We start from the raw sequence: 21678 nt of genomic DNA, 5'->3' as shown, positions 1-21678 counted from the left end.
AACGCTTCTTGTAACAAAGGCCGGGATGACCGGCCTTTGTTTTAGGTTAAGCAACCTGCTCGCTTTCCACCGATAACACGGCGGCGATTCGTTCAAGAAGAAAGATCTCCCGCTCCAATGACAATCCCTGCTTGTCACTGTTAGCCAGTGCTTCTTTGTTGTGTTGGATTGCATCGTCAATGTTGATCCAAACCGGGCGCATACCATTTTTGACTTCATAGTCTTCCAATGCCAGCTCACCGAGTTCTTCATCGATGTCGCACCAGTAGCAGTAAGACATCATATGTACAGCGTCAAAATCATCTTTGTACCAGGGACGAAATTCTTCATACGCGCCAAATGGGCGAATATTGCGAATGTTCTGGGCACCGGTTTCTTCGCTCAACTCACGGATCAGGCCTGCCATCTCATCTTCGCCTTCATCAATGCCACCACCCGGCAGTGAATAGTCGTGGTAACGCTCGGTATAGAGCAGCAAAATATCACGCTCCCGCACGATAATGCCCCTTGCAGCACGGCGGAAAAAAGTGCGTTTGTCTTCGAGCGGCAACACCGATGCATGGGTGCTGGTATGGAGTACTTGCATGAATTGGCCTTTCTGTGCAGTGACGTTGCACCCAAAATGAGTGCTAAAAGCTGGGAGGTGCAATTTATCCGGAAGTATTTGGCCATGCAAACCTAAAAATCGCCAAATGTCTCCCAATGCCTGCTGATGTGCTTGTTTTCATGGGCCTGTATAAAATAGAATACACCGCACTTTATACCGGCGGTACTGTTCAACTTGTTATTAAAACGCTTCGAAATCAGTTAATTGTCGCCCTGGCAATCACCTGATGTCGACCAAATAACAGAACGATATATGGCAAACTGTCAATAAATCAGACAGCAACGTCTCATATTCGAACCAAAATCTCGTAATTTGTATATATTTAAAAAGGATCGGTAGCGTCGTACGCCGTTGCTGTCTTTTACCTTTGAACGCCGGTTTACGTTAAACAACTCACAACGACGCTGTAAACGGAGCAATCTTCTGTGCTGCAAAAAATCGCCATCGATAAAGTAGAGGTAGGGATGTACGTCGAGCAGATCGAATCCCTGCGCGCTCGCACGAAGATGAAGAAACCCGGTTTTATTCGCCGCAAGGAAACCATTGATAACCTGCGCGAAAAAGGCGTGATCTATGTTTACATCGACGCCGACCAAATCACTTCTGACGAAGATATCCAATACCGCGAAACCAAAGTCGGCAAGCACTCTTCCATCAGCGGAAACGATGAATTCAGCGCCGCCAAAGAACTCGTCGATAAATCCAAAAAGCAGCTCAGTAAGTTGCTCAACGACATCTATGAAAACAAGCCGGTAGACATTGAACCGGTAAAGGAAGTCAGCGCTGACATCGTGGACAACATTTTTGAGCGCCGGGACGCCGTGCTTTGGATCAGCGGTATTCGCGAGAAAAGTGCCTATCTCCTGGAACACTCAATGAATGTCGCTTTCCACCTGGTGAATTTCGGCCGATTTTTGGACTTAGACAGGGTCACGCTGGAAGAGTTGGCGATTGGCGGGTTGGTGCATGACATCGGAAAAATTCTGGTTCGGGATGAAGTCCTGAACAAACCAGGCAAGCTGACGGACGATGAATTCATTCATATGAAGGAGCACCAGACCCTGTCAGTGCCCGTTCTAGACAGCATTGTTGACCTGCCAAAAATCAGCCGCGATGTCAGTGTGATGCATCATGAAAAGCTCGACGGAAATGGTTATCCGAACGGCCTAAAGGGTGATGAACTGACCTTGATCGGCCGGATGTCCTGTATCGTCGATATATACGATGCCCTGACGGCTGAACGGGTGTACAAACCCGCGCTGTCACCTTCAGAAGCATTCAAGATCATGATTGGCTTAACGCCCTTCCACCTCGATGCCGATCTGCTGAAGAAGTTTATCCGTTGTATTGGCTTCTACCCAATCGGGTCAGTAGTCGAACTCAGCAATGGCCGCGTTGGTCTGGTGTGTCAGGAAAACCCTGATGATCTCATGACACCGACGGTGAAGCTCTTCTACTCTTCACGTACTACGTCGTTCCGTGATGTCGAATACATCGATCTTAAAAAGCGTCCAGACCTTAAAATCGTCCGGGGTATCACTGAAGCGAAGCTGAAAACGTCTTTTGCAGAGTTTCGTTAACCTTTCAGGCGCTTCCGTTATTGCTTTATATCTCGTCAATCACACCGCATTCGCTTCAATAATCACGCCACGCCCCGTATACTAAGCGGCTTATTTACACGTGGAACTAAAACAATGCGTATTTGTGCTGTCGACTTAAAAAGCAATGAAGCAAACATCTGCCTGCTGGAACTGACGCAAGGCCTGTTTGACGTACCGGACTGCCGCGCACGCAAATTCACCATCACAGATGGCGCGAGCGGCGAACAAATCCGTCACTTCCAAAAGCAATTTGCCAAGCTGATGGAAGACTATAAAATCGACAAAATCGTTATCCGCGAACGCCCAATGAAAGGTAAATTCGCTGGCAGCGCGATTGGCTTCAAAATGGAAGCAGCGCTGCAACTGATTGACGGCGTTGATTGCGAAATCATGACCGCATCAGAAATGAAAGAGTCACTGAAGCGTAACCCTGTAATGGTATCGCTGAAAGAAGTGGGTCTGAAACAATTCCAGGAACAAGCATTCCAAACCGCTTGTGCCTACCTGAACAAGTAATCTCCAAGGGCTGCAACCGCAGCCCTTTTTTATTTCCTCTTGAAAACACCCATTCAGTTCCGTTTCTGGCTAGTGTTCATTGCCCGCAGTGTTATGGTTATAACGACGACGTAAACGGGACACACTAGGGGCTGCTGACCTTTGGTGATGATTTTTGCAGCAGTTTGTGGGGATTTTATGCAAGGCAGAAGCTTCGATGTGTAGCTAGCCTACATAAGACGCTGATAACGCAGCAGAAATTCCCCACAAACGCTGCCCGAAGGGTTCTGCCCTAAGCGTTTTATGCTTTGTTGAGGTGTATTTGCTTAGAATAACTAGGCGGCACACACCTCGCCGCGCCTAAAACGCTTATGGCTAGAACAAAATTTAACCACCAAAGGTCAACAGCCCCTAGCTATGGACACCACACTCTATCAAAAAGCTCGGTTGTCACGGGATGCACGGTTTGACGGTTTGTTTTTTACTGCCGTTGTCTCCACGGGTATTTATTGCAGACCCATTTGCCCGGCACCCTCGCCCAAGGAAGAAAATGTCCGTTATTACGCTTCGGCCATTGAAGCGTCAGCACAGGGTTTCCGGCCTTGTCTTCGCTGCCGTCCGGACAGCGCACCCGGTTCACCCGCCTGGCTCGGAAAAGAAACCACCTTCCGCCGTGCTTTGTCACTGATTCAGGAAGGATCGCTCCAGGAAACCAGTGTGCCTGCATTGGCAGAAAGACTTGGCGTGAGCGACCGGTATCTGCGCAAGCTTTTTACTGAGTCGCTGGGTTGCTCGCCCAAACAATATGCCCTTTACCAGCAAATCCTGTTTGCCAAGAAGCTGCTGCATGAAACCCGTTTGCCGATTTCGGATGTCGCCTTTGCCGCTGGCTTTAACAGTATCCGGCGTTTCAATGACTGCTTCCAGCAACAGCTGTCTTTGTCCCCGACACAGGTTCGTCGCAAGCCGGCCGAAAGTCATGAAGCCATCACACTGACATTAAGTTACCGTCCGCCTTACGTCTGGCAGGCGTTCCATGCTTTCCTCTCTTCAAGGCTAATCGAAGGGATAGAATGGCTGACTGAAACCAGTTATGGCAGAACCTTTTCCCATCTAGGTCAACAAGGGCGCTTCACGGCAACGCATCACCCTGAAAGCAATGCGTTCCGTGTAGAGATTGAGGTTGAAAACCCCGCCAATCTGTATGCCGTGGTAAGCCGAATCCGCCATTTGCTCGATCTCGACACCAATCCGGAAGTGATCGGACAGGCAATGCCGGAAAACACGCCTCAAGGATTACGCATACCGGGATGCTGGGACATGTACGAGGCAGGTCTTCGCGCAGCATCCGGTGAATCACTTTCCCAGCCATTACAAAGACTGGTCGTGGGAAACAAGGGAAACAAGGGAAACATCACTGCAAATGCTTCAGATAACAATGAATTTTCCCAAAAATGGAAAGCCGTTTGCGAGAGATTTGAACAACAACAATGGCCAGTCGTGACACCGTCACATATTCTGAACGATAAACAATACAGCTATGCCCTGTTACGGGGTTTGGGTCGAACAGATCTGGCTATGCTGCTCCCACAGGATAATTGCTACGGTGACGCAGCCAAACCGTGGAGAAGCTATCTCGCAATAGCGCTCAGCGCCGACATGAATAAGGAATCAGCATGAAACAATACCGTTATCTCTACACGTCTCCATTGGGTACCATCACGCTGACAGCATCAGACAAAGGGCTCACGTCACTCTCCCTACCCGATTACAAATACGACATTCCTGTATCGGACGAGGAGATCGAATCAAGAGAGCCATTCGAACCCGTGATTGCTCAGCTGGATCGCTACTTTGCCGGTGAAGCGATAGCATTTGATGTTCCCCTCGATATGCTCGGCACTGACTTCCAGTGTGAAGTTTGGCAAGCGCTCCAGGCCATTCCCCCTGGTGAAACTCGTTGTTATGGGGAGCTTGCCGCGGCTCTAGGCAGGCCAAAAGCATCCCGCGCTGTCGGCGCAGCGAATGGACAAAACCCCATCGCAATCATCGTGCCTTGTCACAGAGTGATTGGGAAAAACGGAAAGCTGACAGGTTACGCAGGCGGGTTGAATGCCAAGGCCTGGTTGCTGAAGCATGAGCAGGCCATGGCGTCGGAAGGTTTCAGCTTGCAGCCACCAACACCCGTTGAGCCAGCAATTTGATGAAACGTAGGGGTGTAATTTTGTAGCCCAGGTGAAGGTAAAAGCCATGAGCCTCTTCGCGGGTAATATGGCTTGTGACCTCAATACGCAGACAGCCCCGCTGTTTTAGAAAACGTTCAGCCTCATCCAGCAACTGTCGGCCAATTTGCATGTCGCGGAAGTTCTCATCAATCACCAGCGCAGATATCCGCCCCCAAGGCATATCATCGTGCACAACATTTACGGTATGTATTACAACAAAGCCAACCACTAAGTCGCAAAGCTCTGCGACTAAAATTGCATCTTGCGGCTGGGTCATTACCCGCTCTATCCGCGCTTCAGTCTGGGTCAGGGTTGAGGGATAGCCAAGTGTGTGGCAGAGCGCATTAATGCGCTCTGCATCTTCCAGGGTAGCCAGACGGATTTCCATAGTCTGCTCTCCTGCTATTAATTGTTTGCCGTCGCTTGTGAAGCCATTGATCGCAGGCTCACACGGCGGTCAAAGAAATAGCCTTCACGGTTACCTTGCTGCTCCGTGGCCAATTGGTCGCCGTACGCGGTTTGCGTGAGTTGCATCGGATCAACGCCCTGGTTCACGAGGTAGTCAAACACCGCCTGAACACGTTGCTGCGATAACGCCAGGTTGTAATCATCATTACCACGGATATCTGCATGCCCTTCCAAATCCCAGCTGATTTGTGGCTGCTGGCGCATCAAGGCGGCGATTTCGTCCAGTTGCAGTTTGAAGCGCGGTTCAATTTCTGATGAGTTGGTTCGGAATTGAATATCCATGGCCAAATCCAAGTCCACAGAGCGCTCATTCAATTCCGCTTTCAGCGTTGCCAACTCCACTTCATTTTCTGCGTAGCGGGTACGGAAGGTTTCAAGTTGGTTATTTTGCTCGCGCATTTCGGCAATGATGAGTTCCTGCTCGTTGCTTTGTTTGTCCACACTGACAACCTGTCCCACCAGTCCACCGACAATTGCGCCAGCAACAGCACCTACCGGGCCACCAATCAGCGCTCCTACCGCTGCGCCGCCACCAAAGCCAATCAGTTCTACCGACTGATCACGCTCTGCAAATGTTTCCTGTTCGTTTGCATGGGCAGTGTTAAATACCATTGGCATTGCCAGGGAAAGTGCAATCAAGGTTTTGTTCATCGTTTTCATTGTCATTTCCTTATCCGTTCGGTTGCGGTTCGTTGTTTCGATGGGTTCATTAAAACAAGCCAAAATGGCGCTGGATGGGAACGAAAAAGGCAATGTGATGGGCAAATGTGGCAAAAAAATGGCTTTTCATCCGGATCGGGCTTTCACCCTTTTACCCTTGTTTTTTTCCGGTATAGTCAAACCATCTTCTGTTTGATTAATTGAATAAAAATGAAACGAATCGCGATTGTTGAAGATGAACCTGCCATCCGTGAAAACTATGCAGATGTATTAAGAAAACAGGGCTATGCCGTCTCTACTTACGCCAACCGTCCTGACGCGGAAGATGGCTTCAAACAGCGCCTGCCGGACTTGGCGATCATAGATATTGGCCTTGCCCATGAGATTGATGGTGGCTTTCAGCTTTGCCAGACCCTGCGTGCGATGTCTGCCACCGTACCCATTATTTTCCTCACTGCTCGTGACAGCGACATTGATACCGTTGTCGGCCTGCGTATGGGCGCAGATGACTACCTGACCAAAGATATCAGTCTGCCTCATCTTATGGCGCGTATTGCCGCCCTGTTCCGCCGCAGCGAGTTACTGAGCCTGGCCTCTGCGCCCGCCGAATCTTTGCTTGAACGGGGACTGCTGACGCTGGATTTAAACCGTATGCAGGTTAAGTGGAACGAACAAACTGTTGATCTAACCGTCACCGAATTCTGGCTGGTTCATGCACTGGCAAAACGCCCGGGGCATGTACGAAGCCGACAGGATCTTATGCAGGAAGCCCACATTGTGGTGGATGACAGCACCATCACCTCCCACGTAAAACGTATCCGTAAGAAATTTATCGCGCTGGATACGAACTTTGACCATATCGATACCGTTTATGGCATGGGGTATCGCTGGGACAGCAACAAATGACCGCCATTCTTGGCCGGGTTCGCCGATGGCTTTCAGGGATCAGAGCGAAAATCGTTCTGCTCTCTGCCCTGTTGCTCGCTTTGCCCTTCATTGGCTACAACTATGTCTGGGAATTGGAGAATGTGCTCCGCCAAGGCCAGGAGCAAACGCTGATGGGTTCTGCCCGCGCGTTTTCCATGACACTCAACCAACAACCAGCGCTTTTTGAACGCCAACGTTACACCAAACCAAGAATTGAAGAAGGACGAGATCTTTACGCCATCGCCTTACAGTCACCGATTGATCTTGATGGCTCAGTGTTAGACTGGCAACGATATCAAGTACATGCCGTACATTACGGTGAAGAGCACGTTATCTTCAGCCGCACGCCCTATAAAAGCGATGAACTCAGCTTCAACGTGAACCTTGCCAGTGACAGCGATGATATTTACGCGTTAGTTGATGTGGTTGACAGCACCCCAGTACTAAAACGCCCCAAGACTGCCCGCATCGACCGCAACGACCACCTCATCATCTCTTTGACCACACCTGAAGGCGAACTAAAACGTTACGCCGTCACTTCAACCACGAGTGGACGCGCCGATGTTGATCTTATTGAGACGACGATTGATGACCCTGCGACCATTTTCCCCTCAGAGGCGATTACAGCCTGGTGGCAGGAAACCGCTAGCGGCTATGTAATAGAGTTGGCAATCCCAGACTGGCTGGTGGGAGAAAAACTCGCATTTACCTATTACGACGTGAAGAACACGTACAGCCGCGATGTCGATACCATCCTTGCTACGTCCAATCCACGCAACGCCGAAACGCTGGGTACCCTTCTCACTCCTTCACCTGCCATTGAAAAAGTGCTTAACCGTATGAATGACGGGAGTTCCCGCGTCTGGGTTGTCGACCAGCATGGCCGGGTATTGGCAAAGTCGGGAGATTTGGGTAGCGCCAATGGCGTTTGGGAGAACACAATCAAATATCAAGAGCCGCCCAGTGGCGTGATGGGCTGGCTGCAAACCCATATCCTTAATCCTCTGTACTACCAGTTGCTGGAAAAGCCACCGGAGACAATCATCGATGCTATGCACGATGCTTCGATCGTGCGCGGTGTGGATGTCCAACAGGCCCTGCTGGGCCGCCCTTACGCAAATTGGCGCCTGACGGACGACGATTCAGCCATGATCCTCTCTGCCGCCTACCCGATAAGAGTGGATGGTAAAGTTATAGGCGCAGTCGTGGTTGAGGAAACCACCGTCGGGATCCGGACTCTGCGCAACAAAGCGCTGGAGCAATTGTTTAATGTCTTGTTGGTAGTCATCTGTACCGGTGTGATTGTGCTCTTGCTGTTTGGCTCCCATATCTCGCGCAGAGTAAGACAATTGCGCGATGATGCGGAAAGCGCAGTCGACCCACAAGGACGGGTTCGTCACCAATTGGAACCCACGGCCAGCAAAGATGAAATTGGTGATCTTTCCCGAACCCTGTCAACGATGGTGACCAGGTTGTCTGAATACAACAGCTATCTGGAAAAGATGTCATCCAGCCTGTCCCATGAACTGAGAACGCCGGTAGCCGTGGTACGTTCATCGTTGGAAAACCTGGCATTTGTGACAGAAGATGATGACCAAAAACGCTACATCGCACGCGCCCAAGAAGGGGTTGTACGCCTTGCGACTATACTAACCAGCATGACTGAAGCGACTCGCCTTGAGCAAAGCTTTGAGCACGCAGAGCGCACCCTGTTTCCGTTGGACAAAGTCGTCGAAGGCTGCGTACAGGGATATGAATATGCCTATCCTGAACAGACATTCGAAATGCGCATTGCCACTGCGAATTATCAGATGGAAGGTGTACCGGAATACGTGGCACAGTTGCTCGACAAGCTGGTGGCAAATGCCGTTGAGTTTCACCAACAGGGAACCGCCGTGGGTATCCATTTGGTTGCACAGCGCGGACGGGCGTTACTCACCGTGTCGAATATCGGCCCACTTTTACCTGAAAATATGGGAAATCAATTGCTCGGTTCCATGGTCTCTGTAAGAGATGAAAAACATAAATCAGACAAAGCGCACCTCGGGCTTGGGCTCTATGTCGCCCGTCTGGTGGCTGAATTTCATCAAGGAGCCCTATCCATTAACAACCGGGTCACCGGCGATGGGGTTATTGTTACGGTTGAGCTACCACTAAAGTAAAGGGAGTTTGAACCGGGATATTCATTCCGTTTGGCCGCACAAGGAGACCAAATGAAATTATACGAATCCGCCCCTGCACCAAGTGCGCGCAGGGTTTCGTTATTTCTTGCAGAAAAAGGTATCGAGATTCCCAGAGTACAGGTCGATACACGGGGTGGCGAAAACGTCACTGCCGAATTCAAAGCCATGAGCATTAACGGCAAGATCCCCGTATTGGAACTTGCCGATGGCACCGCAATCAGTGAAACCATCGCTATCTGTCGTTACCTGGATGCCGCTTTCCCAAGCGACCATCATTTGTTTGGGGATACGCCGCTGGCTATCGGGAAAGTGGAAATGTGGAACCGCATTGCAGAACTCCAAGGGTTGTTTCCCGCATTCCAGGCCTTTCGCAACATCACAGGCGTATTCAGTGATCGTGAACGCTGCGTGGAAGCGTGGGGGGAAGAGTCAAAACAACGGGTTGAGGAATTTCTCCCCGTATTGGAATCGCGTCTTTCAGTTTCTACGTATCTTGCTGGTGAGCATTTCTCAGTGGCCGACATCACGGCATACATAATGTGTAGTTTTATCACCAAGATTGATATTCATATTGATGAAACCTATCCCGCCATTCAGGCATGGCAGGCATCACTGGATCAACGTGAAGCCTTCATGGCAGTCAACGCCAGTTAAGGTTTTGGAGAAAGGATTTAACAGATGATTGAACTCTACACCGCAGGAACGCCTAACGGACACAAGATATCCATTGCACTCGAAGAAATGGGGCTGCCCTACAATGTGCACGCACTGGATCTCTCCGCCTTAGAGCAAAAAGAGCCAGAATACTTAGCTATTAATCCCAATGGCCGTATTCCGGCAATTATTGATAAAGACAATGACGATTTTGTCGTGTTTGAATCAGGAGCGATTTTGCTGTACCTGGCTGAGAAAACAGGAAAGTTTCTTCCTGCTGACCCAAAAGCGCGCAGCAAAGTTATTCAGTGGCTGATGTTCCAGATGGGCGGCGTTGGGCCAATGATGGGGCAAGCCAATGTGTTTTACCGCTATTTCCCGGAGAAAATCCCGGCAGCCATTGAGCGCTACCAAAACGAAGGCCGACGCCTGTTTGAAGTAATGGATGGTCAACTCGCGAAACACGCATACCTCGCTGGAGAAGACTACACCATTGCAGACATGGCTACCTGGCCTTGGGTGCGCATTCATGAATGGAGTGGTGTCGACATCACAGGCTTAAATAACCTGCAACGCTGGATAGATGAACTGGCCGCGCGACCTGCCTGCATTCGTGGATTGGAGGTGCCGGCTAAAACAGAAACCTCGGACGAAGAAAAGGCCAAGCAAACGTCCAAGATGGTGACTCGCTAACTCCCGCATAGCAAAAAGCCGCCTGATTATGGCGGCTTTTCTTATACTTCTTTTTCGTACTCGATAAACACCTGGTTACCGGAATACTCGACTTTAGCGATGTTACCATCAACCGTGATCGCAGTGCGCACAGTTATTGTTCCTTGCAAACCCATACCACGTTCGCTTTTCAGGCTTGGCAGAATCTGATCGGGCTCAAGACCAATTTCCCGGCAGAAACGGAACACAAAACCTTTCTCCAATGGCACATCGCCACGCAATGCGCGTGAAAAATCCAATTGGCTAATCCCCAGCCGTTTTGCCATTTCTATTTGGGTAATTCTGAGTTTGGCTTTGTAGGACATCCATGCCTGATAGAGTGATTGCCGATCCTGATAGGTAAATTCCATGATGCCTCGCTTGCATTTCTTAATACCCCGAGGATAAATGCAACATGGCGCATTGATGTCAGCTAGGCGTAAACAACAGGTAAGCACTTGTCGAAACTGCGACACTCCGCTATTTTATCGCTGTCGAAAATACAAGAGATTCACCATGAGCCACAACCTAGCTTTACTTCCACCGGATGAGAAACAAAAGATCGAACTGGACAAACAAGCGTCCTATGCTGTTTGGCAAGTGAAAAACGCGCTGGCGGACAAAAGCATTTTGGCAGAACAGACACGCGCGATACATGATGAGAATGAACGCAGCCACTTCGTTGACTGCATCGACAAATATTCAAAAATGATGGGGCTATAAGCCCCATCGTTCTACTTCTCTCCCGCATTCCCAAACGGCTGTTTACAAAGGCCATGACAAAAAACAATCAATAAACCCTGTCATCACACCGCTTGGAGAAATCTTACCGCTTGGTCAACAAAGCAACGTATTTGTTGCTGTCATCGCAATACACGACCCTGCAATTAAAATTCTTGCTGTCAGCCACGCAGCGCAGTGTCGACATGCCAATATCAAACCAAGGCACCTCTTCACTCACGCTGCCATCAAATTCGAACGTCAGGTGACGTGTCCGGTAACCTTCGTAACGCAGATTTTCAGAGCTTAAAATCAAGCGCCCACCCGGGTATAAGTTGCGGTGCGCAAGATTTAGAAAATGGAAAAAATTGCGTATGTTGCCGAGTTGACCAATCACACCACGTAACGCCAGCCAGGTGAAAGTGCGGTCAAACATTGGGTGTTGATCAAAAAGGTGACCGCAAATAACAGATGGCACGCCACGCTGGTGCATGATGGCACATGCAATCGGCGAGTTATCAATGGATGTGACTTTCATTCCCTTTGCCAACAGGTAAAGGGAGTGCTCCCCACTGCTGGCACCGATATTCAGTACGCTGCGCCGACAATACGAAAGCGCGATCCTATCTGTAGCAACATCTTCCGGGCGACGGAAAAAATCGGACGTCGGTATCACCGACGTACCGTTATTCTCCCTGACAATCAATTTCCCTGATTTGTTGCCGTTGTAATAGCTTGCAAGCGCAGTACCAAACACTTCAACAACACTTTGCATGGCCTTTCCCTCTGTTATTCAACTAAGAGAATACTGCTTGGCGTTACAGAAGAGTGTCTCAATTACAAAACATACAAACGGTATACGAAGAAAGTGTGAAGGATTATTAGACTAGCCAGAAACAGCATGATTTGAGTGTGACATTTTCCGCTCGCGCTTGTTGAGATACATGGTTTTGTCAGCATCGCTAAGCCATTGTTCACTCGACAAAACATCCGGCGTCAATTCTTTTGCTCCCAAACTGATGGCAACACGCATGTTTGGCGGCAGGTATTCACATTCAATATCACGCCCTAAACGTTCCAGAATCTGAGGAATTTCTGATTGGGCAGTATGACGCAGTAACACAACAAACTCATCACCCCCAATTCTGCCAGCTACATCAGATTCGCGGATATTGCGGGTAAGGTGCTCAGCGATACAGACCAGAACCTTGTCACCAATCTCATGACCATAAGTGTCATTGATCGCTTTAAATCCATCAGCATCGATATAAACCAGTACAGAAGGGTCGCCGGTAACCGTAAATTCCTGATAGGTGTCGCGTACGTCACTGATGATAGCGTGACGGGACTTAATGCCGGTGAGCGTGTCGTATTCCACCAGTTCACGCAGCTTTTTGGCCATCACAACCACACTGTCGCGCTGATCAACTTCTGCTGTGATATCAGTTTGCGTTCCTACTCGGTATATAAGGTCACCATTGCCATCAAACACACTGTTGCCGCTGTCACGAATGTGTTTGATCCGGCCATCCGGGAACAAGAGGCGGTAATTGATCCGCCAGGAGTCGTGGGAGTCGCAAAATCTTGTTCTTGCCACCAAATCACGATCAGCAGGATGCACACGATCCAAAAATGCCTTGGCATCGCCGTATAGTGCTTCTACCCGTTCTTCCCAGACTGTATTGAAACAGCGGTTGACGTAATAAAGGCGCATGGGGTCAGGACCAGAGATCCAAACAACTGAACTGACGTTTTCCGCGATCGCCCTGAACCTGCGCTCAGAGGTCGCAATCACCTCATGCAATTGTTTTTCTTCATGAATATCGAAAACCGCAATCAAAAACTGTGTCTGTTGCGTGATTTGGCAGGTCACACAGGAAACAAACGTCCTGGCCCAAATATGGTGCCCCTTTTTATGCACGTAGCGTTTGTCCAAACGATACTGGGCACTACAACCGAGTTCGAGCCCAGCCCGCAGTGGTTTCTCTCGGTTGGCATCAGCTTCAAAAGTGACATCAAACTCTGTCTGCTTTAAAAGCGCTTCCTCTTCCTCATAACCGAGGAGCCGCAAAAATGCCTGGTTGGCATTGATAAACTGTCCACTGGCGTCAATTCGCACCATGCCCATAGGCAGGCGGTTTAATAAGGCTTCATTGACACTGTCATCGTTTTGATAAGGGGTTAGTGCTGCAATATAGGTATACGATGGTTTCGTGTCGGCAATAGACATCTTAAGCACATAGAGCTTTCGGTTGTCTGCAAACCTCACCAAACGTGTATATGGGGATAATTTTTCTCTGGGCTCTTGGGAGGCATTAAAATACGTTGACGATTCTTGCCAAACAGGCGTGCTCATAATATCGTCGAGCGCCCATTCCCTGCTGCTGTAGCGAAAAAGCCCCTCGCAGGCCCGGTTAGTGTGAATAACATCGCCTGACGCATTAAGAAGAAACATAGGCACAGGCGCATTATCAAAGAAATGCAACTGTGATTGGCTCTGCATCTGAAACATCCGGGTCTTCTACTTCCTTAAATAGTATGCCGTGCGGCACAAATAAGAACGAATTCAAAATATCGAGCGCCGAACTCACGCAACATACTAGCGATGACTCACATAGACATATGTCTCACATTTAGGGATCTCGCGTGGTTTTAGCTTTTTAGCTCCTTCAAACAGTGCCCGGGTATGGCAAGTGTCCAACTTTCACCCAAAGTAACGTGTCTTCTTCTGCGTAGGGGTCATGTTCAAACATATGGGGATGCCGGAGCCAGGTACCCGCTTTGTATCGCCCAAACTCATCCCGGTACTCACCGCTGAGCACGAACACTTCTTCACCGCAAAAATGAGAAATAGTAAAAAAGTGGCTGCCCGCTGGCCATTTGATCAGGGCTACCTGTTCACCGTTGAACTCGTGGAGCGGAAAAATGCGCAGTTTTCCCTGGCCATCAATCCAACCGTCTTCCTTATTGGTGTCAATAACGACCTGGTGATGGTCATGTGCCGAAAACTGGTGCAGTTTGACCAGCAAAGTACACCCTTCCTTACTGAAAGGTGTATGGCTGCTTCCCGGCGGGTTTCGAAGATATGTTCCCGCGGGGTATTCACCGTGTTCATCAGCAAATACGCCATCGAGAACCAAAATTTCTTCTCCGAGGGGATGTTCATGCGGTGTGAACTGGGTATTCGGGCCATATTTCACAATGCTGGTTGCATGCCCGCGCTCCGCTTCCTCTCGGGCAAGCGGCTTTCTGAAGACGCCTTTCACAGGCGAAGGCTGCCAGTCAATGTTATTGGTGTCGACCACCACCCTTTCATCAAATTGCATATTCAGCATAAGACAGCCCTCAAACTGGGAATAACGGGAAATCTGGGGAGCGTTGTTGCCCGGTTTCGACTTGCTGTATCAACAATGTAGTAATTTCTGGTATGCCGCTTCGTCGCATTCATTGGAACTAAGGCATTTAGTTTAGGGTATGAAGATATTCTCATATATGCCTGAATAAACAGGACTTGCTTAAACGACCGGCTGAATAAACACCAGACGCAAAAAAGCCAGCTTTCGCTGGCTTTTCATTTATTTTACTTTTAAGCGTTACTATTACGCTTCGGTGTGACGACGCTCACCACGGAATGAACGACGGTCACCACCACGGTCGCGGTCAAAACGACGCTCGCCACGTTCACCGTTACGGTCACCACGAGGAGCGCGGTTGCCTTCGCGGTCACCACGTGGGCCACGAGGACCACGGTCATCAAAGCGACGTGGACCACGCTCACCACCGTTACGGTCACCGCCATTGCGACGACGTGGTGGAGACATGTCTACGTGACCTTCAACCAGTTGCGCGTCGGTCGCTTTCTGACGGATACGCAGTTGTTTCAGTTGACCCAGGATCTCTTTAGGCATTTTCTTCGGCAGCTGAACGTAGGTGTGACCTGTTGCCAGCTTGATTGAACCGATGAATTGCTTCTCCAGACCCAGTTCGTTTGCAATTGCGCCAACGATGTCTTTAACCTGAACGCCTTGGTCACGGCCAACTTGCAGTTGGTAAGTGTCCCAGTCTGCTGCATTGTAGCTGCGACGTTCGCCACGCTCACCGCGCTCTGAACGGTCACGTGGACCACGATCGTCACGACGGGTTTCACGACGCTTGCTGTCACGTTCCATTGCCGCGATCATTGGATCTGGACCGGTGTAGAACAGTGGGCGTTTGCCTTGCTGACGCTGAAGCAGCATAGCTGCCAGAGTCGCGGTGTCAACTTCGATCTGCTCTTGCAGTTTCTCGATCAGACCAACGAACGCTTCCAGGCTGTCAGACTCTTTCTGCTCTGCCAGATCAGTCGCCAGACGTGCCAGACGCGCTTCCGCTACTTTGTCACGCATTGGAAGTTGGATTTCTTCCATACGGGTAGAAGTAACACGCTCGATGGTGCGCAGCATACGGATTTGGTTAGTGCGAACCAGCAGGATTGCTTTACCTGCACGTCCCGCACGACCGGTACGACCGATACGGTGGATGTATGACTCAACATCGAATGGGATGTCGTAGTTGAATACGTGAGTGATACGTGGAACGTCCAGACCACGCGCAACAACGTCAGTCGCAACCAGAATATCGATTACGCCACGTTTGATGTGGTCTACTGTGCGCTCACGCAGTGACTGTGGAATGTCACCGTGCAGTGCTGCAGCTTTAAAGCCACGTGCACACAGCCAATCAGCCAGACGCTCGGTATCCTGACGGGTACGTACGAATACGATTGATGCGTCAGTTTCTTCAGTTTCCAGAAGACGAGCCATAGCTTCGTCTTTCTCAACGCCCTTCACTACCCAAAACTGCTGCTCTACTTTCTCAACAGTACGGTTGCTGCCTGCAACGTCAATGCGTGCAGGTTCGCGCAGGAAGCGGTCAACGATTTCTTTAACCATTGGAGGCATGGTTGCAGAGAACAGCACGCGTTGTGCAGTTTCTGGTGCTTGTTCCATGATCCAGGTAACGTCGTCAACGAAGCCCATTTTCAGCATTTCATCGGCTTCATCCAGAACGAAAGTATGTACTTCGTCCAGTTGCAGACGTTCACGGTTAATCAGGTCTTTCACACGACCCGGAGTACCAACAACAATGTGAGCACCGCTGCGCAGAGCACGCATTTGATCAACGATAGATGCACCACCGTAGATCTCCAGCACTTTCAGACCATTGATGTTTTGGCCCAGCAGTTTAACTTCAGCAGCTACCTGAATAGCCAGCTCACGGGTTGGAGCCATTACGATTGCCTGAGGCTTATGTTGGTTCAGATCCAGCTTGTTCAGCAGTGGAAGAGAGAAAGCCGCAGTTTTACCGGTACCGGTTTGTGCCTTACCCAGTGCATCTACACCGGTAAGAAGAAGAGGAATCGAAGCCGCCTGAATAGGAGTCGGCGATACGAAGCCGATTGCGTCAAGAGCGGAAAGGATGTTTTCAGCCAGTTCTAGCTGACGAAATTCTGTAACAGTATCTTGCATTGGGATCCCAATATATAGACAAAAAAAACGGGGCCCCTGCTAGCGGTTTCGCACTGTTATTTTTCACTGATACAGGGTCACTACTGAAAATATGGTGACATCCTACTCGCTGTAACAGTATCTAACGCTACGGGCCTCGACAAATAAGGCGTGCATTCTGCGCCACTAGACCAAAAAAAGCCAGAAAAAATTGAACAACTTCACAATTCTTTCTACGACTGATGGCTTTTTGACTGCAAAAGATTATTTAGGTAGCAATTTGCTGATAATACAAGCAGCAAACAAGGATGGGATTCAAAGCGTTAATCGATACAGACGCGGTTTTGCCCCAGCTCAACAGCCGTCGTTTTCAACTTTTCTGCTTTTTTCATTAAGTTTCGTTTACGTGTAAATAGCGAAGCAGTGTTCAGTGTGACTCCGATACTGATCGTGACACGGTCATAATACTTTGATGTGTCGTGCAGGATATTCAGTTTGTGGACAGCTTGCACCATACCTTCCGCCAATTCCCGGATGTAAATATCATCATCATGACCAACCAATAGCGAATATTGTCCGTGTTGGTTGTAGACCAACATGCTCAATGGCTCCTTTTCGAGCAGATCATCGAACTGCCTCGCCAGCTTCTTCACCAATGTACAGGTTGCCATTTCACCATAGGTTTTCCTGTAAGCACGGAAACTGTCGATATTCACCGCAAAGGCAGCCACTTTTTTCTTTTCCTTTTTGGCCTGGTTGAGAAACCCGTCCAGGCAGGAAGTGAAGTAGGCTGTGTTAGGCAGGCCAGTTTTGTTATCAACAGTGCCCATCCAACGTTCCTGACGCTGGGTAATTGCCGATTGGCGGCTAAGTTTATTTAGCTTATCCTCCAGTTCACCGCAGCGTGCCTGCAGCCTCTCACTGCGCGCCAAAGCCGCTTCGGTTTCCCTGAGCTTTACGATTTTTTGGCACACCGACGCCGCAAGCAGTTTAATCGCTTCCTTTTTTGGTTGATCTAACTGGGTTCGGTATAAAAGGTTGTCCGCCGCTATCCAGCCAATGCATTCATCACCGTCCCACATCGCCATCATAATATTCCAGCCAATGCCTACCTGTTTCTTACCAAAGTAGAGCGGAACATTTTCTTTGACGATCAGTTCATTTTGCTTGGTAAACGCTTCTTCCATAAAAAGGGTGTTTGGCATCTCCTGCTGGAAGTCAGAGCGGTCTACCACATTGCCATGGGGATCGGTGCCCCACGTGCCCCACATGGTTGCGGTATCCATATCACACAGGAAGATCCCCATTCGGTCGATCTGTAACTTCTCCCTACCCAACTCAATGGCGATACGACACAGCGAATGAATCGACGTCGCTTTGGTAAAGCGCAGTGAAATCTCGTGCAGCGACTTCATATAACTAAGTTGCGACGCCAGAGTACGGTTATTCAACGCCAGATCCAGTTCACTTTGGCGGTTAGATGCTTTTTGCTGGCTCAGTCGGTGTGACAGGATTTTACAACGGAGGTAATTGTCTGCGTCTTTCAGCAGCCAGTTAAACTGATCGGGGCGAAACTGTGGGCATTCGACGTAACGTTCTGCTTCAAGGAGCAGGTATCCCAATTTGTCTTCTTTTTTATAGAGCGGAATGATGGTGTGTTCCCAGGTAATGTTGTCCTCGGACCAACCTGCATTAAAAGACGCATTGGTGATAAAAGAGAAATGGTGTTGGTGGTCTTCGACCAGTCGAGGCAGATCCAGCGCATATCCGCTATATTCTTCCACCGGTTTAAAGCCCGCATAGAAATGGAAAACGTTTTGGGTGCGGCTGGCAGCCAACTTCAACTCCTCATCGACATAGATAAACAGCGCACTGTTTACCACCTCATGCTTACGGGCAAGTCGTTCAAAAACTGCTTCACACCATTCTTGCAGTGAGCTGTTTACACGAATTGATTCCTTTTCACGCTCTACCTGCACACTTTCCATAGCAACACACTTTTTCCCACCGTTATTCCGATGACCATATTGTCATCTAAAACGAATTTCGCATCCGTGTTACATGAACTTTGAGAGTAAAGACTAATTTTTTGGGCATGACTGATAACCAATGTGAATCCGATCAACTGCACCCCGCCCCATTTGTGTCATCGAGTATTAATAAGGGATAACTTGGTTTTGCCTTCCCGAATCCGTATAGTGTGGCCGTTCACAATCTGAGACCATACGAATGTTCCAAGACAATCCCTTACTTGCACAGCTAAAACAGCAAATCAAAGAAAGCATTCCTAAGAAAGAAGGCTCCGTAAAAGCGACCGAAAAAGGTTTCGGCTTTCTGGAAGTTGACAGTAAGACTAGCTATTTCATTCCACCGTCATACATGAAGAAAGTCATGCATGGCGATAAAGTCGTCGCGCTTATCCGTACCGAAAAAGAAAAAGAAGTGGCTGAGCCTGACGAACTGATTGAGCAGTCGGTCGACCGCTTCATCGGTCGCGTAAAAATGTTCCGCGATAAACTGAACGTAGTACCGGACAGCCCACAACTTAAAGACGCTATCCGTGCAAAAACCCGCAAAGGCCTGAGCCAGAATGCACTGGCAGAGGGAGACTGGGTTGTGGCGAAACTGATCCGCCACCCGCTGAAAGGCGACAACGGCTTTTTCTGTGAAATCAGTGAAAAAATCACCGATGCAAACGACAAGATTGCGCCATGGTGGGTAACGCTGGCAAAACACGACCTGCCTAACCAAGAACCTGCACCTCAGTCAAGCTGGGAGATGCTGGACGAATCTTTAGTACGTGAAGATCTCACTGACCTGCCGTTCATTACCATCGACAGCGAATCAACCAAAGATATGGATGATGCGTTGCACACCGTTGCAAATGAAGATGGCATCTTTACTCTGACCATCGCGATTGCTGACCCAACGTCATACGTTGCGCAGGGTACAGATCTGGACAAAGAAGCACGTGAGCGTGGTTTCACCATTTACCTGCCAGGTCGCAACATTCCGATGCTGCCACGTGAACTGAGTGATGACCTCTGCTCACTGCGTGAAGAAGAAGTTCGCCCAGCGCTTTGCTGTCGTGTCACTGTACTGGCTGACGGCACCATCGCCGAAGACGCGAAATTCTTTGCAGCAACAATTAAATCTCAGGGTCGTCTGGCTTATGACAACGTGTCAGATTGGCTGGAAACAGGAAGCTGTGAGAAATGGCAACCGACTGATGTTATCGCTGAACAGGTAAATGCCCTACACGGCATGGCTAAAGCCCGTATGGCATGGCGTGAAGCCAACGCAGTGACATTCCCTGACCGCCCTGACTACCGCTTTGAATTGAGCGAAGATAACGATGTTGTTGCGATCCACGTCGATGCACGCCGTATTGCCAACCGTATGGTTGAAGAATCAATGATTACGGCAAACATCTGTGCAGGTCGCGCACTACGTGAAAACTTTGGCTTTGGCGTGTTCAACACCCATGCAGGTTTCGCTCCTGAAAAAATGGCAGACGCGGTTGAACTCATCAATAGCAACGGCGGTGAAACGTCAGCAGAAACGCTTGAAACTCTGCAAGGTTTCAGCGCACTGCGCCGTTGGCTCAATGAACAGGAAACTACTTACCTCGATAACCGTATCCGCAAGTACCAGGCTTACAGTGAAATCAGTAACACTCCTGCCCCGCACTTTGCGATGGGCCTTGATGTTTACGCCACCTGGACTTCCCCAATCCGTAAATACGGTGACATGGTTAACCACCGCTTGTTGAAAGCTATCATTCGTGGTGAAACCGCTGCTGAACAACCTGATGAGCAAGTTGGCGAAGAGCTGGCGCTGCACCGTCGTCATCACCGTATGGCTGAGCGTGACGTCGCTGACTGGTTGTACGTTCGTCTGCTGAAAGACTGTGTTGAGAAGAAAACTGTCTTTACGGCAGAGATCTTCGACATCAACCGTGCTGGCATGCGTACCCGCCTGCTGGAAAACGGTGCGATGGCCTTCATCCCGGGTGCATTGATTGTCGATAACAAGGCGCGCATTGAATGCAATGGCGAACAAGGCATCATTTCCGTAGATGGAAACAAAGAGTTCCAACTGGGTGATGTGATTGAAGTCGTTCTTACTGACATCAAAGAGCCAACCCGCTCGATTGTTGGTAAACCAACCCGCGAGTTTGCCGTTGTTGCTGAAAAAGCAGAAGAGAAGGCAGAACAGCAAACAGAAGCGACTGCGAAAAGCGAATAACCGCTTTATTAAATAGACAAAAAAGCCAGACAAACGTCTGGCTTTTTTTTGGTCTCGCTTCACAGTAGCGAAGCCGGAGCAACAAATTTCAGGCAATAAAAAACCCGGTCCATGGATGCCGGGCTAGGTTACTTTAACTTTTCCATGCAGCAAGCAAAGGTAAAGTTCAGCTATGCAGTAACGCCAATAAAATTGGACCAATTAAAAGGTTGTCGGCGGCCAAACCAATGCCTTTCAACTGTTTTGTGTCCAAGGGTTCACTAAAAAGCAAACCTTGTTGTTATAAATATGTTCATAAAATGCTCAGGCCTTTAACAGTACCAAAGCACATCAAATCAAGCAAAATATATTTGTAGCTCACCGCATCTATTTGCAATTAAAGACATTAATTGCCCTGCAGTTGCGATGATAGTCACACAAAACGAAACCTAATGCAAAGGACTTTTCATCTCTCAAATGAGTTCGATTTCAGGATTCCCCTGCAATCTCATCCAGTTATGTAAAGTGTAGTCAGGAAAATTAACACCTGCCAAGAAATTCATACATTATTTTTGCGGCCATTACCCTAAACGTTAAAAGGAATACAACACCATCAGAACACAACTGCTTTGCAAAAATGTGACTACAAACCCTGCCTGGCTTTGTCGCAGATTCTGGATATAAGAAAGCGAATAAAAAAACCGCCAGTACTCA

Annotated in this window: 19 protein-coding genes; 10 read left to right on the top strand and 9 right to left on the bottom strand. The window is 49.1% G+C overall.

Annotation, left to right across the window (positions count from 1 at the left end; genetic code table 11):
* Window positions 1–46: 46 nt before the first annotated feature.
* The gene (locus KU854_RS01475) at window positions 47–586 is read right to left on the bottom strand and encodes an NUDIX domain-containing protein (protein WP_218356715.1); all 540 of its coding nucleotides are present in this window, start codon (window positions 584–586) and stop codon (window positions 47–49) included.
* Between the two features lie 446 nt (window positions 587–1032).
* Between KU854_RS01475 and KU854_RS01470 the strand changes: the two genes are divergently transcribed.
* The 4 genes from KU854_RS01470 (at window position 1033) to KU854_RS01455 (ending at window position 4907) form a co-directional block, all read left to right on the top strand.
* Window positions 1033–2187 carry an HD domain-containing phosphohydrolase gene (locus KU854_RS01470; protein WP_218356714.1) on the top strand — a complete coding sequence of 385 codons (1155 nt, stop codon included), beginning with the start codon at window positions 1033–1035 and terminating at the stop codon, window positions 2185–2187.
* A 114-nt stretch (window positions 2188–2301) separates the two neighbouring features.
* Window positions 2302–2724 carry a DUF3010 family protein gene (locus KU854_RS01465; RefSeq protein ID WP_054779714.1) on the top strand — a complete coding sequence of 141 codons (423 nt, stop codon included), beginning with the start codon at window positions 2302–2304 and terminating at the stop codon, window positions 2722–2724.
* Window positions 2725–3120: 396 nt separating this feature from the next.
* Window positions 3121–4383, top strand: a complete 1263-nt coding sequence (locus KU854_RS01460) for an AlkA N-terminal domain-containing protein (protein ID WP_218356713.1) — start codon at window positions 3121–3123, stop codon at window positions 4381–4383.
* Window positions 4380–4907 (top strand): methylated-DNA--[protein]-cysteine S-methyltransferase, encoded by a 528-nt coding sequence (locus KU854_RS01455; protein WP_218356712.1) that lies wholly within the window; start codon window positions 4380–4382, stop codon window positions 4905–4907. Before KU854_RS01460 ends, KU854_RS01455 begins: the two co-directional genes overlap by 4 nt.
* Here KU854_RS01455 and KU854_RS01450 read toward each other — a convergent pair.
* Together KU854_RS01450 and pdsO are read right to left on the bottom strand one after the other, a co-directional pair.
* The gene (locus KU854_RS01450) at window positions 4867–5316 is read right to left on the bottom strand and encodes a GNAT family N-acetyltransferase (protein WP_218356711.1); all 450 of its coding nucleotides are present in this window, start codon (window positions 5314–5316) and stop codon (window positions 4867–4869) included. The genes KU854_RS01455 and KU854_RS01450 overlap by 41 nt on opposite strands.
* A gap of 17 nt (window positions 5317–5333) precedes the next feature.
* On the bottom strand, window positions 5334–6056 hold the full coding sequence (pdsO, locus tag KU854_RS01445) for a sortase-associated OmpA-like protein PdsO (RefSeq protein WP_218356710.1): 723 nt from the start codon (window positions 6054–6056) through the stop codon (window positions 5334–5336).
* Window positions 6057–6266: 210 nt separating this feature from the next.
* Here pdsO and pdsR point away from each other — a divergent pair, with 210 nt between their 5' ends.
* From pdsR to KU854_RS01425, 4 genes are read left to right on the top strand one after another with little or no spacing between them, the layout of a single operon-like run.
* The gene (gene pdsR / locus KU854_RS01440; RefSeq protein WP_218356709.1) at window positions 6267–6962 is read left to right on the top strand and encodes a proteobacterial dedicated sortase system response regulator; all 696 of its coding nucleotides are present in this window, start codon (window positions 6267–6269) and stop codon (window positions 6960–6962) included.
* Window positions 6959–9145: a proteobacterial dedicated sortase system histidine kinase gene (gene pdsS / locus KU854_RS01435; RefSeq protein ID WP_218356708.1), complete on the top strand. Its 2187-nt coding sequence runs from the start codon at window positions 6959–6961 to the stop codon at window positions 9143–9145. Before pdsR ends, pdsS begins: the two co-directional genes overlap by 4 nt.
* Window positions 9146–9196: 51 nt before the next feature.
* Window positions 9197–9820 carry a glutathione S-transferase family protein gene (locus KU854_RS01430; RefSeq protein ID WP_218356707.1) on the top strand — a complete coding sequence of 208 codons (624 nt, stop codon included), beginning with the start codon at window positions 9197–9199 and terminating at the stop codon, window positions 9818–9820.
* 24 nt (window positions 9821–9844) lie between these two features.
* Window positions 9845–10513: a glutathione S-transferase family protein gene (locus KU854_RS01425; protein ID WP_218356706.1), complete on the top strand. Its 669-nt coding sequence runs from the start codon at window positions 9845–9847 to the stop codon at window positions 10511–10513.
* Between the two features lie 41 nt (window positions 10514–10554).
* On the opposite strand, the gene KU854_RS01420 is transcribed toward KU854_RS01425, so the two are convergent.
* Complete coding sequence (locus KU854_RS01420) at window positions 10555–10902, bottom strand: helix-turn-helix domain-containing protein (protein WP_054779717.1); 348 nt, start codon at window positions 10900–10902, stop codon at window positions 10555–10557.
* A gap of 145 nt (window positions 10903–11047) precedes the next feature.
* On the opposite strand from KU854_RS01420, the gene KU854_RS01415 reads away from it, so the two are divergent.
* A complete protein-coding gene (locus tag KU854_RS01415) occupies window positions 11048–11254 on the top strand; it encodes a DUF3283 family protein (protein ID WP_054779718.1) in 207 nt (68 codons plus the stop codon).
* A 103-nt stretch (window positions 11255–11357) separates the two neighbouring features.
* Here the strand turns inward: KU854_RS01415 and KU854_RS01410 are convergent, their stop codons facing one another.
* From KU854_RS01410 to KU854_RS01390, 5 genes are all read right to left on the bottom strand, one after another.
* Window positions 11358–12026, bottom strand: coding sequence for a methyltransferase domain-containing protein (locus tag KU854_RS01410; protein ID WP_218356705.1), 669 nt, complete (start codon window positions 12024–12026; stop codon window positions 11358–11360).
* A gap of 111 nt (window positions 12027–12137) precedes the next feature.
* Complete coding sequence (locus tag KU854_RS01405; RefSeq protein WP_255555323.1) at window positions 12138–13754, bottom strand: diguanylate cyclase; 1617 nt, start codon at window positions 13752–13754, stop codon at window positions 12138–12140.
* Between the two features lie 166 nt (window positions 13755–13920).
* Window positions 13921–14586 (bottom strand): cupin domain-containing protein, encoded by a 666-nt coding sequence (locus KU854_RS01400; protein ID WP_218356703.1) that lies wholly within the window; start codon window positions 14584–14586, stop codon window positions 13921–13923.
* Between the two features lie 264 nt (window positions 14587–14850).
* A complete protein-coding gene (locus tag KU854_RS01395; RefSeq protein ID WP_218356702.1) occupies window positions 14851–16758 on the bottom strand; it encodes a DEAD/DEAH box helicase in 1908 nt (635 codons plus the stop codon).
* A gap of 302 nt (window positions 16759–17060) precedes the next feature.
* A complete protein-coding gene (locus tag KU854_RS01390; RefSeq protein ID WP_218356701.1) occupies window positions 17061–18725 on the bottom strand; it encodes a diguanylate cyclase domain-containing protein in 1665 nt (554 codons plus the stop codon).
* Window positions 18726–18966: 241 nt separating this feature from the next.
* Here KU854_RS01390 and KU854_RS01385 point away from each other — a divergent pair, with 241 nt between their 5' ends.
* Window positions 18967–20985 carry an exoribonuclease II gene (locus KU854_RS01385; protein WP_218356700.1) on the top strand — a complete coding sequence of 673 codons (2019 nt, stop codon included), beginning with the start codon at window positions 18967–18969 and terminating at the stop codon, window positions 20983–20985.
* Window positions 20986–21678: the final 693 nt, after the last annotated feature.

The sequence above is a fragment of the Enterovibrio paralichthyis genome (assembly GCF_019209835.1).
In the GTDB taxonomy this organism is placed as follows: Bacteria; Pseudomonadota; Gammaproteobacteria; order Enterobacterales; family Vibrionaceae; genus Enterovibrio; species Enterovibrio paralichthyis.
This window is presented reverse-complemented; position numbering and strand designations above follow the sequence as displayed.